The sequence below is a fragment of the Pseudomonas sp. TE3728 genome, assembly GCF_056279145.1.
Window position 1 is genome coordinate 615,892 of record NZ_JBWBQT010000001.1, and the last position, 12,319, is coordinate 628,210.

General features: G+C 59.4%; 8 protein-coding genes and 1 pseudogene. 8 read left to right on the plus strand and 1 reads right to left on the minus strand.

The features are described from left to right. Nucleotides 1-20: 20 nt before the first annotated feature. Nucleotides 21-296 carry a DUF1652 domain-containing protein gene (locus ACZ89R_RS02310; protein ID WP_429546847.1) on the minus strand — a complete coding sequence of 92 codons (276 nt, stop codon included), beginning with the start codon at nt 294-296 and terminating at the stop codon, nt 21-23. Between the two features lie 223 nt (nt 297-519). On the opposite strand from ACZ89R_RS02310, the pseudogene ACZ89R_RS02315 reads away from it, so the two are divergent. From ACZ89R_RS02315 to eprS, 8 genes and pseudogenes are all read left to right on the plus strand, one after another. Then, nucleotides 520-651 (plus strand): annotated as a pseudogene (locus ACZ89R_RS02315) (DUF4440 domain-containing protein); the annotation flags it as partial. Nucleotides 652-704: 53 nt separating this feature from the next. Next, nucleotides 705-2,111 carry an NAD(P)/FAD-dependent oxidoreductase gene (locus ACZ89R_RS02320; protein ID WP_429546846.1) on the plus strand — a complete coding sequence of 469 codons (1,407 nt, stop codon included), beginning with the start codon at nt 705-707 and terminating at the stop codon, nt 2,109-2,111. A 381-nt stretch (nt 2,112-2,492) separates the two neighbouring features. Then, complete coding sequence (locus tag ACZ89R_RS02325; protein ID WP_429543149.1) at nt 2,493-3,950, plus strand: serralysin family metalloprotease; 1,458 nt, start codon at nt 2,493-2,495, stop codon at nt 3,948-3,950. 97 nt (nt 3,951-4,047) lie between these two features. Next, the gene (locus ACZ89R_RS02330) at nt 4,048-4,470 is read left to right on the plus strand and encodes an AprI/Inh family metalloprotease inhibitor (protein WP_429546845.1); all 423 of its coding nucleotides are present in this window, start codon (nt 4,048-4,050) and stop codon (nt 4,468-4,470) included. 212 nt (nt 4,471-4,682) lie between these two features. Further along, nucleotides 4,683-6,470, plus strand: a complete 1,788-nt coding sequence (locus tag ACZ89R_RS02335) for a type I secretion system permease/ATPase (protein WP_429546844.1) — start codon at nt 4,683-4,685, stop codon at nt 6,468-6,470. Next, nucleotides 6,467-7,816, plus strand: coding sequence for an HlyD family type I secretion periplasmic adaptor subunit (locus ACZ89R_RS02340; RefSeq protein WP_429546843.1), 1,350 nt, complete (start codon nt 6,467-6,469; stop codon nt 7,814-7,816). The genes ACZ89R_RS02335 and ACZ89R_RS02340 overlap by 4 nt, the downstream gene beginning before the upstream one ends. A 2-nt stretch (nt 7,817-7,818) precedes the next feature. Further along, the gene (locus ACZ89R_RS02345; protein WP_429546842.1) at nt 7,819-9,183 is read left to right on the plus strand and encodes a TolC family outer membrane protein; all 1,365 of its coding nucleotides are present in this window, start codon (nt 7,819-7,821) and stop codon (nt 9,181-9,183) included. A 146-nt stretch (nt 9,184-9,329) separates the two neighbouring features. Continuing rightward, a complete protein-coding gene (gene eprS / locus ACZ89R_RS02350) occupies nt 9,330-12,287 on the plus strand; it encodes an autotransporter serine peptidase EprS (RefSeq protein WP_429547920.1) in 2,958 nt (985 codons plus the stop codon). Nucleotides 12,288-12,319 lie beyond the last annotated feature (32 nt).

Sequence of the window (12,319 nt, forward strand, 5' to 3'; positions counted from 1 at the left end):
TTTTGTGAAACGCTGGTCGTTCAGGCATAACTCCTGAGGGCCTCCGGCGGAATGAAGGTCTCCAGCTCATCTTCAACAGCTTCGATAATTCGTTCTACATCCGCCGCATTCATGACCGTTGCGCAAGGAATGCCGGCAATGGCGATCATGGTTTCACCACTGGCGCGGTCGAACAGACGGGCAACCATACTGCCCGGCGCATCCATGGTCGCTTCGAAACCCATGGGGTGAAAATGCCAGCGCATCAGCTGGCAGGCATTTGGAAAAGTGACTTTGCTGAAGGAACCTTTATTCATGTGTTGCCCACCTTATTCATCGAGCGCTTCCTTTAGCTCATGTTAGGAGGGAAGAACCTTCAATGGCTCAACCGGTGACTGTCTTTAAAAGTAGCATTCAGATGTGAAAATCATGTGGATTTTTTCAGTCCGTTTAGCGATTGGTTCATTTTTTTTGATGCAGATCACGAGACACGGATTTATCGACCAGAGGCCCGTATTGCCGGAGCATTCCACGGAGGCCATTGAAGCCTGGCGAGAACTTCGGCAAGCTCGGTTTTTTCTCGTCGAGTCTTTTACGCACGCCGATGATGGCCCGTTGCAAACCAGGCCACTGATGCGTTACCACCTGCGCTGGAAACACCGGGATCTGGACAGACCCGCGCCCCAGGATCGACACCATCGAAGTTTTGAGCAGCGGAGTCTTGCATGTCGGCGTGGCGCACGATCAGTTTGTGGATGGATCAACTCGACGAGCCATTGCTGGCACGCCCGGCTCTGGAGCAGGATCTGGACGTCGACGTGGCCATTATTGGCGCCGGGTACACCGGGCTCTGGACCGCGTACTACCTCAAGCGCCTGGCACCGGAGCTGGACATTGCCATCGTCGAAGCCCAAACCGCCGGTTTTGGTGCTTCGGGCCGTAACGGCGGTTGGCTGATGGGCAATCTGCTGGGTGAAGATCGCTTACTCGCCGATTTACCGGCCGAACAGCGCCGCGCCTCTTTCGAACTGCTGCATGGTATCCCAGATGAAGTTGAGATCGTCCTCGAACGAGAAGGTATCGACGGCGATTATCGCAAAGGCGGGGTGCTTTACTGTGCTGCGCGTTATCCAGAGCAGGAAGCCAGCCTGCGCCACTATCTGGACACGCTCTACCACCAAGGACTGACCGAAAGCGACTACCGTTGGCTCGGTCCCGAACAATTGGCGCAACAGATCAGAATTGCCAAACCCTATGGCGGTATCTATGCACCGCACGTCGCAACCATTCACCCGGCAAAGTTGGTCCGAGGTCTGGCACGGACGGTGGGGCGCATGGGGGTCAACATCTATGAGAACAGCCCGGTCATTCAATGGCAGTCGGGCAGTTTGCGTACGGCCAAGGCCCAAGTCCGCAGCCATTGGATCGTGCCGGCGGTAGAAGGGTATGCGGCCACATTGCCACCGTTGGGCCGTTATCAATTACCGGTGCAGAGTTTGCTGGTGGCGACCGAGCCGCTGTCCGCCGCGATCTGGGACGAAATCGGCCTCAGCCACGGTCAGGCCTTTAGTGAAAGCAGCCGACAAGTCACCTATGGCCAGCGCACGGCGGATAACCGCTTGGTGTTCGGTGCCCGTGGTGGCTATCAATTTGCTGGCAAGTTGCGCCATGACTTCGACTTGACCAGCAGCGAAGTGGAGTTGCGGCGCTACCTGTTCAGCGAACTTTTTCCGCAGCTCAAGAACGTCCGAATTACCCATGCCTGGGGTGGCAACCTGGGTATGTCCCGGCGCTTCAAGCCGCACATGCTCTGCGATCAGGCCAGCGGCATCGCCTTGTCCGGCGGTTATGGCGGGGAGGGCGTCGGTGCCAGCAACCTCGGCGGGCGAACGCTGGCCGACCTGATTCTTCAGCGCGACACCGAGTTGGTCCGCCAGCCGTGGGTCATTGCTCAGGGTGGTCTCGACGCGCTCAAAGCCTGGGAGCCCGAGCCCTGCCGCTGGTTGGGCTACAACGCGATCATCCGCAGCTTCGTCCACGAAGACCAGACCCTGGCCAACCCGACTACCGCGCCCTGGCGTCGCAAACTGGCCAGCCGGGTCGCGGGGTTCATGGAAGGGTTCATGCACTGAGCGGGGCAACGGCAGGCCACAACTACAACTAACCGATCGTTTAATTTGGTTGATGGCAATCCACTGGCACTTATATTAATAAATCCGAAAAAGTGAGAACTCATCTACAGAAAAACAACTTACTCATATTTAATATTTAGATAGCAGATTGTCGGACAATCCGGCCAAAATCTTCAACTACAAACTATATTTCGACAGCACACGCACTGTTTACTGGAGTTCGCCGGAACCACTCAATTTGACGTCAAAAAAAATGTAGACGTTTGATTTCGAATTGTGTCAGTTTTTATACGCCTTCATTGGGCGAGTGATAGGACGATCTCGCCAGAGATTGTCGTATCGGACAAAAACTGTTCCATTGCTAAACAAGGAAGTGTGTTTATGTCGAAAGTAAAAGACAACGCTATTGATCTTGCCGAACAGGCCTTTGCGCCATTGCAAGCGCTGGCTGCACCCAGTTCCGCCTACAACCAGATCGATAGTTTCAGCCATCAGTATGATCGGGGTGGCAATCTCACGGTCAATGGCAAACCCTCCTTCTCCGTCGACGAGGCTGCTACCCAGCTGCTGCGCGACGGCGCTGCCTACCAGGACAAGGACGGCAGCGGCAAAATCGAACTCACCTACACGTTCCTGACCTCGGCCTCGTCGAGCACCATGAACAAGCACGGCATCACCGGGTTCAGTCAGTTCAGCGCGCAACAGAAAGCACAGGCCGCACTCGCCATGCAATCCTGGGCCGACGTGGCCAATGTCACCTTCACCGAGAAGTCCTTCGGCGGTGACGGTCATATGACCTTCGGCAACTACAGTGGTGGTCAGGATGGCGCCGCAGCATTCGCCTACCTGCCTGGCACCGGTGCGGGTTATGACGGTACTTCGTGGTATCTGACGGGCAGTGGCTATAACGTCAACAAGACACCGGACCTGAACAACTACGGTCGTCAGACACTGACCCACGAAATCGGTCATTCCCTGGGCCTGGCTCACCCTGGCGACTACAACGCCGGTGAAGGCGCGCCGACCTACAACGACGCGACCTACGGCGAAGACACCCGCGGTTACAGCGTCATGAGTTACTGGAGCGAGAGCAATACCGACCAGAACTTCAGCAAAAGTGGTGTGGAAGCCTATGCGTCCGGCCCGCTGATGGACGATATCGCCGCCATCCAGAAACTCTACGGTGCCAACACCACCACCCGTACCGGTGATACCACCTACGGCTTCAACTCCAACGCCGGTCGCGATTTCCTGAGCGCGTCTTCGTCGTCGGACAAAGTGGTGTTCTCGGTCTGGGATGCGGGCGGTAAGGACACCCTGGATTTCTCCGGTTTTACCCAAAACCAGAAGATCAACCTCAATGAAGCCTCGTTCTCCGACGTTGGCGGCATGGTAGGCAACGTGTCCATTGCCAAGGGCGTCACCGTCGAAAACGCGATTGGCGGTTCGGGTAGCGACCTGCTGATCGGTAACAGCGTGGCCAACGAGCTGAAGGGCGGTGCCGGCAACGACATCCTCTTCGGCGCGGGCGGTTCGGACAAACTGTGGGGCGGTTCGGGTTCGGACACTTTTGTGTTCGCGGCCAGCAGCGACTCCACGCCAGGCGCGGTCGACCAGATCCTCGACTTTGTCAGTGGCCTGGACAAGATCGACCTGACCGGCATCACCAACGGCGCGGGCCTGCATTTCGTGAACTCGTTCACCGGTGCGGCAGGCGATGCAGTGTTGACCAGTTCGGGCGGTAACAGCCTGTTGTCGGTGGACTTCTCCGGGCACGGAGTGGCTGACTTCCTGGTCAGCACCGTTGGCCAGGCGGCGTTCTCGGACATCGTGGCCTGATTCAAGGCAAAAAGGAGGGCGGCGCTTGACGCGCCGCTCTCTGTCCCTTGAACGGCAAGTGTTATGAGTAAGGCTACAACCCAGAGTAAAACGCCCTATGATCCAGAACGCTTTTACCTACAAAGCAACCGCGTGGCTGTTGGCGACGCTGATGATGTTTCTTGGAGAGGTAGCCATGGCAAGCAGTCTGAAATTAGCCGACCCGTCGGAACTCGCCGGGAAATGGCAGGCCACCTTGAACACCGCGCAAGACTCGCCCGAGTCCCAGGCGCTGCAGGACAAACCGTCGAATGTTTGCTCGATCGAGCTCAAATTGAACCAGACCCTGGGTGAGGGAGCCGACTGCCTCGGCGCCTGGCTGAACGATTCGGCGATTGGCTGGTTCCCGGAACCGGATGGCATTGCCGTGACCGGTAGAGAAGGCTCAAGAATTGTGTTTTTCAGCCGACAGCGTGAGGGGCTTTATAAAAGCACCTTGAAGTCAGGTCTGATCATTACGCTCGAGCGCACTGCGCATTAAGTGAAAAATGTCGGACAGGCACCAGGCGCTGAATATAAAGCTTGTTATTGCCGTTATAAGCAGCCGATCAATAACAGGAATTCTTTGAAGAACCCAAAGAGTTGCTATTAGTGTGTAAGCGGTCACCGGCAAAAGAATGTCTCGACCCATGTGCGGACAGTTAATTGGAACCTCGTCAAGTAAGGCGAGGATTAATACCTCAGGAAAAACCAATGAAGATGGCGAAGAGCCCGGCCACCGCACCGTTATTCAAGGCACTGGGCGACTATAAGAGCATCCTGATCAGCGTCGGGTGTTTTACCGCACTGATTAATGTGCTGATGTTGGTCCCGTCGATTTATATGCTGCAGGTCTATGACCGGGTACTGTCTTCGCAAAACGAAACTACCTTGGCAATGTTGTCGTTGATGGTGGTCGGGTTCTTCGCTTTTATCGGTTTGCTGGAGATCGTGCGCAGCTTCATTGTCATCCGTATCGGCAGCCAACTGGAGCGCCGCTTCAACCTGCGGGTGTATCAAGCCGCTTTCGAGCGCAACCTGTTCAAGGGCGAGGGCAACGCGGGGCAATCCCTGGGCGACTTGACCCATATTCGCCAATTCGTCACCGGCCCGGCGCTGTTTGCCTTCTTCGACGCACCGTGGTTTCCGGTGTATCTGTTTGTGATCTTTCTGTTCAACGTCTGGCTCGGCGTATTGGCCACCGCGGGCGCGGTACTGCTGATCGGGCTGGCCTGCCTCAACGAGGCCATGACCAAAAAGCCCTTGGGCGAAGCCGCGGGGTTTTCCCAAAGATCCAGCCAACTGGCCACCAGTCACCTGCATAACGCCGAAACCATTCAGGCCATGGGCATGCTCGGTGTCTTGCGCAAGCGCTGGTTTCAAGTGCATTCGCGTTTTCTCGGCTTGCAGAATCAGGCCAGTGACACCGGCGCCGTTATTAGCTCCCTGAGCAAAACCCTGCGCCTGTGCCTGCAATCCCTGGTGCTGGGGCTGGGCGCCTTGCTGGTGATTCAGGGTGACATGACCGCCGGGATGATGATCGCCGGTTCCATCTTGATGGGCCGGGTACTGAGCCCCATCGATCAGTTGATCGCTGTATGGAAACAGTGGAGCGGCGCAAAACTCGCTTACCGCCGTCTCGACGCCTTGCTGCAAGCCTACCCGCCGACTGACGAGGCCATGGCGCTGCCGGCGCCGAAAGGCCAGATCACCTTCGAGCAAGTCAGCGCCGGCCCGCCGGGGCAACGGGCAGCGACCTTGCACATGGTCAATTTCAACCTGGGCGCCGGGGAAGTGCTGGGCGTGCTCGGCGCTTCCGGCTCGGGTAAATCGACCCTGGCCCGAGTGCTGGTCGGCGTCTGGCCGGCGCTCGGTGGCACGGTGCGGCTCGATGGCGCGGACATTCATCGCTGGAACCGCGACGACCTCGGCCCTTACATCGGTTATCTGCCCCAGGACATCGAACTGTTCAGCGGCAGCATCGCCGAGAACATCGCCCGATTCCGTGAGGCGGATCCGCAAAAAGTCGTCGAAGCCGCGCAACAGGCCGGCGTTCATGAACTGATTCTGCGCATGCCGCAGGGCTACGACACCGTGCTGGGCGAGGACGGCAGCGGTTTGTCCGGCGGCCAGAAACAACGTGTGGCCCTGGCTCGTGCGCTGTATGGCCACCCGAGTCTGGTGGTGCTGGATGAACCGAACTCCAACCTCGACACTGTCGGCGAAGCGGCATTGGCCGGCGCTATCGCGCAAATGAAAGTCCAGGGCACCAGCGTGATTCTGGTTACCCATCGCTCTTCGGCCCTGGCCCAGGCCGACAAATTGCTGGTGCTCAACGAAGGTCGCTTGCAGGCCTTCGGCCCAAGCCAGGAGGTGCTCAAGGCGCTTGCCGGTAACCCGTCAGGCGCCCAGGAACAGCAACGTGAAAAACCTGCGCAGGCACCGGGCGGGCTCAGCATGAGCCGGCAGTATCAGCCCACGACAAGGAATTCGGGTGTATGAGCAGCACACGCATGAACGACGACAGCGAAGCGACGATGGAACACGACTACATCGCTGAACGCCCTGAGCGCGACGCACGTTTCTTCGCCCGGATGGGCTGGATTCTGGCGATTGTCGGTGCCGGCAGTTTTTTCACCTGGGCGAGCCTCGCGCCGCTCGATCAAGGCATTCCGGTGCAGGGAACCGTGGTGGTCTCGGGCAAGCGCAAAGCCGTGCAATCGATGAGCAGCGGTGTGGTCAGCCAGATTCTGGTGCGCGAAGGGCAGGTGGTGAAGCAAGGCCAGCCGTTGTTCCGTCTCGACCAGACTCAGGTCGCGGCCGACGTGCAATCGCTGCAAGCGCAGTACCGCATGGCGTGGGCGAGCCTGGCGCGCTGGCAGAGCGAACGGGACAATCTCAAGCAGGTGAGTTTCCCCGCCGAACTGAGCAACGATCCTGACCCGCGCCTGGCCCTGGTGCTTGAAGGCCAACGGCAATTATTCAGCAGCCGTCGCGAAGCCTTTTCCCGTGAGCAAGCGGCCCTGCGCGCGAACATCGAAGGCGCCAGCGCGCAACTGGCCGGCATGCGCCGTGCGCGCACCGACCTGACGGCCCAGGCCAGTTCCCTGCAACAACAGCTGAGCAATCTTCAGCCCTTGGCGGACAACGGCTACATCCCGCGCAACCGCTTGATGGATTACCAGCGTCAGTTGTCGCAAGTGCAGCAACAGCTGGCAGAAAACACCGGCGAAAGCGGCCAGGTGGAGCAGGGCATCCTTGAGTCCCGGCTGAAACTGCAACAGCACAGCGAGGAATACCAGAAGGAAGTCCGCAGCCAACTGGCCGACGCGCAACTCAAAAGCGTGACCCTGGAAGAGCAACTGACTTCCGCCGGCTTCGACCTGCAACACAGCGAAATCATCGCCACCGCCGACGGCATCGCCGTCAACCTTGGGGTTCACACCGAAGGCGCGGTGGTGCGTCAGGGCGACACGCTGCTGGAGATCGTCCCGCAAGGTACCCGCCTGGAAGTGGAAGGGCACTTGCCGATCAACCTGATCGACAAGGTCGGCACGCACTTGCCGGTGGACATTCTGTTCACCGCGTTCAACCAGAGCCGTACCCCGCGAGTCCCCGGCGAAGTCAGCCTGATCTCCGCCGACCAGATGGTCGATGAGAAAACCGGTGTGCCGTACTACGTGCTGCGCAGCAGCGTCAGTGACCAAGCCATGGAAAAACTCAACGGTCTGGTGATCAAGCCGGGCATGCCGGCGGAAATGTTCGTGCGTACCGGTGAACGTTCACTCCTCAACTATTTGTTCAAACCGCTGCTCGACCGGGCAGGCTCCGCGTTGACCGAGGAATAAGGATGTTCGGCTGTATGAATAAGCTTTCCCTGCTCGCAGCGACCCTGGCGTTGCTGACGTGCAACAGCGCGATGGCCATGGGGCCGTTCGACATTTATGAGCAAGCGTTACGCAATGATCCGGTGTTTCTCGGCGCCATCAAGGAGCGTGACGCGGGCCTTGAAAACCGCGCCATCGGCCGCGCCGGGCTGCTACCCAGGATCGGTTACAACTACAACAAGGGGCGTAACACCTCCAAGGTCACTCAAATTAATGAGGGGAGACCAGACTTCACCGAGGACCGCAACTACAGCAGTTACGGCTCGACCTTGACCCTGCAACAGCCGCTGCTCGATTACGAGGCTTATGCGGCGTACCGCAAAGGCGTGGCGCAATCGCTGTTCGCTGACGAAAACTTTCGCGGCAAGAGCCAGGAACTGCTGGTTCGCGTGCTGGAGAATTACACCAAGGCACTGTTCGCTCAGGACCAGATCGACATCGCGCGGGCCAAGAAAAAAGCCTTTGAGCAGCAGTTTCAGCAGAACGAGCAGATGTTCCGCCAAGGCGAAGGCACGCGCACCGATATCCTCGAAGCCGAGTCACGTTATGAACTGGCGACCGCCGAGGAAATCGAGGCGCGGGATGAACAGGATGCATCCTTGCGTGAGCTGGGCGCACTGATTGGCGTGCCGGCCATCGACATTAGCGACCTGACGCCACTGGATCAGAACTTCCAGACCTTCACCCTGCAACCGGCCAATTACGACACCTGGCACGAGATGGCGGTGGCCAATAACCCGAACCTGGCCTCCCAGCGCCAGGCGGTGGAAGTGGCGCGCTACGAAGTGGAACGCAACCGCGCCGGTCATCTGCCAAAAGTCAGCGCCTATGCCTCGGTGCGCCAGAACGAATCGGAAAGCGGCAACACCTATAACCAGCGTTATGACACCAACACCATCGGCATTGAAGTCAATGTGCCGCTGTATGCCGGTGGTGGGGTCTCGGCCTCGACCCGGCAGGCCAGCCGCACCATGGAACAGGCCGAGTACGAACTGGATGGCAAGACCCGGGAAACCTTGATCCAGTTGCGCCGCCAGTTCAGCGCCTGCCTGTCGGGGGTCAATAAATTGCGGGCTTATCAGAAGGCATTGGTGTCGGCCGAAGCGCTGGTGGTGTCGACCAAGCAAAGCATTTTGGGCGGCGAACGGGTCAACCTCGATGCGCTGAACGCCGAACAACAACTGTTTACCACCCGCCGGGATCTGGCCCAGGCGCGCTACGACTATTTGATGGCCTGGACCAAATTGCATTACTACGCCGGAACCTTGAGCGACCAGGACTTGGCCAAGGTGGATGAGGCCTTCGGCCAGGGCCCAAGGACCCAGTAAGACCAAGGAAGATCGCATATCCCCGTAGGAGCTGCCGAAGGCTGCGATCTTTTGAGCTTTTGATCTTTTGCGGCGTCTTGCTGACGCTAAAAGATCGCAGCCTGCGGCAGCTCCTACAAAAACAAGAAAAGCGAGATGTCATGCACATGGACGTACAGATCAAGCCGATGTCGGTCGGCACGCTATTGCTCCTGATTTCATCAGTACCAGGCCCAGCCCAGGCGCTTTACCTGGAAACCGGCACCCTCGGCGACCCCACCAGTTGGCGCTCGGCAGAGTTCCAGCGCGATTGGGGACTGGCGCGCATGCAGGCCGATCAAGCCTATGCCGCCGGCATCACCGGCAAGGGCGTGAAAATCGGCGCACTGGATTCCGGTTTCGATTCCAGCCATCCCGAATTTGCCGCAGACCGTTATCACGCGGTGACGGCCAGCGGCAGCTATGTCGACGGCTCAGCATTTAACGTCGACGGCACGCTCAACACCAACAACGACTCTCACGGCACCCACGTCACCGGCACCATGGGCGCTTCCCGGGATGGCACTGGCATGCACGGCGTGGCGTACAACGCGCAAATCTACGTCGGCAACACCAACAAGAACGACAGTTTCCTGTTCGGCCCCAGCCCCGACCCGCGCTACTTCACCGCAGTCTATAACGCCCTGGCAGATGCCGGTGTACGCGCGATCAACAACAGCTGGGGCAGCCAACCGCGGGATGTCAGCTACCGAACCCTCGACGATCTGCACGCTGCCTACTCCCAGCACTGGAACAAAGTCACCTGGCTCGATGCCGCCGCCGACGTTTCGCGGCGCGGCGTGATCAACGTGTTCAGCGCCGGCAACAGCGGCTACCCGAATGCCAGCGTGCGTTCGGCCTTGCCGTATTTTCAGCCAGACCTGGAGGGCCACTGGCTGGCCGTGTCGGGGCTGGATCAAAGCAATCAGCAGAAATACAACCAGTGCGGGATCGCCAAATATTGGTGTATCACCACGCCGGGCGCGAAGGTCGACAGCACCATTCCCGGTGGCGGTTACGCGATCAAGTCCGGCACCTCCATGGCCGCACCGCATGCCACCGGGGCACTGGCGCTGGTGATGGAACGCTATCCGTACATGAGCAATCAGCAGGCGCTGGAGGTATTGCTGACCACCGCGACCCAGCTCGACGGTTCGATCACCGAGGCACCGAGTACGCGCATCGGTTGGGGGGTGGCCAACCTCGAACGGGCGATGCGCGGGCCGGGGCAATTGCTCGGGTCGTTCGACGCCAATCTGGGGGCAGGGCAAAGCGATGTCTGGAGCAACGGCATTACCGACAAGGCGTTGATTCAGCGTCAAGCCGAAGACACCGCCGAACGCAGCGCCTGGCAACAGACGTTGAAGGACAAGGGCTGGGAGAACGGTATCGCGGCCGGCGCCAGTCAGCAGGATCAAACCGATTACGCGGTGGGCATGGCTCGTGATTCCGCCGCCGCCAATCGAATCTACGAAGGCAGCCTGATCAAGTCCGGTGCCGGGCGGTTGATGCTGACCGGTGACAACACTTATCGCGGCCCGACCACGGTCAACGGCGGTTTGCTGGCGGTGAACGGCTCGCTGACGTCGGCGGTGACTGTCAATGACAGCGGCACCCTCGGCGGTAACGGACGAATCGCTGCGTTGACCGCCAATGCCGGCGGCACCGTGGCGCCCGGTAATTCCATCGGTACGTTGCACGTCAGCGGCGATGTGACGTTTGCAGCGGGTTCGACTTATGCCGTCGAACTGTCACCCACCCGCAGCGACCAGATTATTGCCGGCGGTACGGCCACGATCAGCGGCGCCACCGTGAGCCTGTCCCTGGAAAACAGCCCGACCTTGCTCAGCACCCAACAAGTGCAAAGCCTGCTGGGCCATCAGTACAACATCCTGCAAGCGGCCGACGGCATTGAAGGCCAGTTCGGCGCGGTGCTGCCCAATTATCTGTTCATCGGCGGCAGCCTCGATTACGCCGCGACTGGTATTCAGCTGAGTATTGAGCGCAACGCCACGACCTTCGCCAGCGTCGGCCAAACGCCGAATCAGCGTTCCGTCGCGGCGGTTGTGGAAGGGCTTGGCGCGGGTAACGCCGTCTACGAAAGCCTGCTGCTGTCGCCGACCGCGAGTTCGGCGCAACAGGCCTTCCAGCAGTTGTCGGGGGAAATCTACCCGGCGCTGGGCTCGGTGTTGATCAATGACAGCCGTTATCTGCGCGACGCAGTGGGTGAGCGTCTCAACAACGCCAACAGTTCCCGAAACAACGGCTGGATCAAGGCATTGGGCGCCTGGGGCAAGACCGATGACAGTCACGATACCGCCGGCTACACCACGTCGATTGGCGGTTTGTTGGCCGGTGTCGATGGCGCTGTCGATGACGAAACCCGTGTCGGCCTGGTCGCCGGTTATAGCGACAGCTCGGTCAGCATGGGCTCCGAAACTCATTCATCAGCACAAGTCGATAGCTATCACCTGGGCGCCTATGCCGGCCATGAACTGGGCGCCTGGCGTTTGAGTGCCGGCGGTGCCTACAGCTGGCATCGAGCCGACGTCAAACGTGACCTGCAATACGGCGACGTCAGCGCCAAACAGAAAGCCAAGGTCGATGCCGGGACCACCCAGGTGTTCGGCGAAGCGGCTTATCGCTTGAACCTGCAAGCACTGGCCTTGGAGCCATTCGCCAACCTGACTTACGTGCACCTCGACACTGAGGGCTTCACCGAAAAAGGTGACGCCGCGGCGCTCAAAAGCAGCGGCGACCGGCGTGACGCGGTGCTCAGCACCCTGGGCGTACGCGCACTGAAAACAGTGACGCTGTCCGGTCAGCAACAACTGGACCTGAGCGGCAGCCTCGGCTGGCAACACAACCTGAGCCACACCGATTCCGAGGAACACCTGGCGTTCGCCAGCGGTGGCACTCCGTTCGTGGTGCAAAGCTCGCCACTGGTTCGCGATGCAGCGCTGGTGGGCGCCCATGCCAGCCTGGCCTTGAGCCGGGATGTTCGGTTGAACCTCGATTACACCGGCCAACTGGCCAGCCGCGAGAAGAGCCACGGCGTCGGGCTGAGTCTCAATTGGCAGTTTTAATGCGCTAAACACTGGTTATGGCAAGAAGGCCT

Excerpts from the sequence above, each read along its gene's own strand:
- ACZ89R_RS02310 (WP_429546847.1), bottom strand. The coding sequence starts at position 296 with ATGAATAAAGGTTCCTTCAGCAAAGTCACTTTTCCAAATGCCTGCCAG.
- ACZ89R_RS02330 (WP_429546845.1), top strand. The coding sequence starts at position 4,048 with ATGATCCAGAACGCTTTTACCTACAAAGCAACCGCGTGGCTGTTGGCG.
- ACZ89R_RS02320 (WP_429546846.1), top strand. The coding sequence starts at position 705 with ATGTCGGCGTGGCGCACGATCAGTTTGTGGATGGATCAACTCGACGAG.
- ACZ89R_RS02335 (WP_429546844.1), top strand. The coding sequence starts at position 4,683 with ATGAAGATGGCGAAGAGCCCGGCCACCGCACCGTTATTCAAGGCACTG.
- ACZ89R_RS02325 (WP_429543149.1), top strand. The coding sequence starts at position 2,493 with ATGTCGAAAGTAAAAGACAACGCTATTGATCTTGCCGAACAGGCCTTT.
- ACZ89R_RS02340 (WP_429546843.1), top strand. The coding sequence starts at position 6,467 with ATGAGCAGCACACGCATGAACGACGACAGCGAAGCGACGATGGAACAC.
- ACZ89R_RS02345 (WP_429546842.1), top strand. The coding sequence starts at position 7,819 with ATGTTCGGCTGTATGAATAAGCTTTCCCTGCTCGCAGCGACCCTGGCG.
- eprS (WP_429547920.1), top strand. The coding sequence starts at position 9,330 with ATGGACGTACAGATCAAGCCGATGTCGGTCGGCACGCTATTGCTCCTG.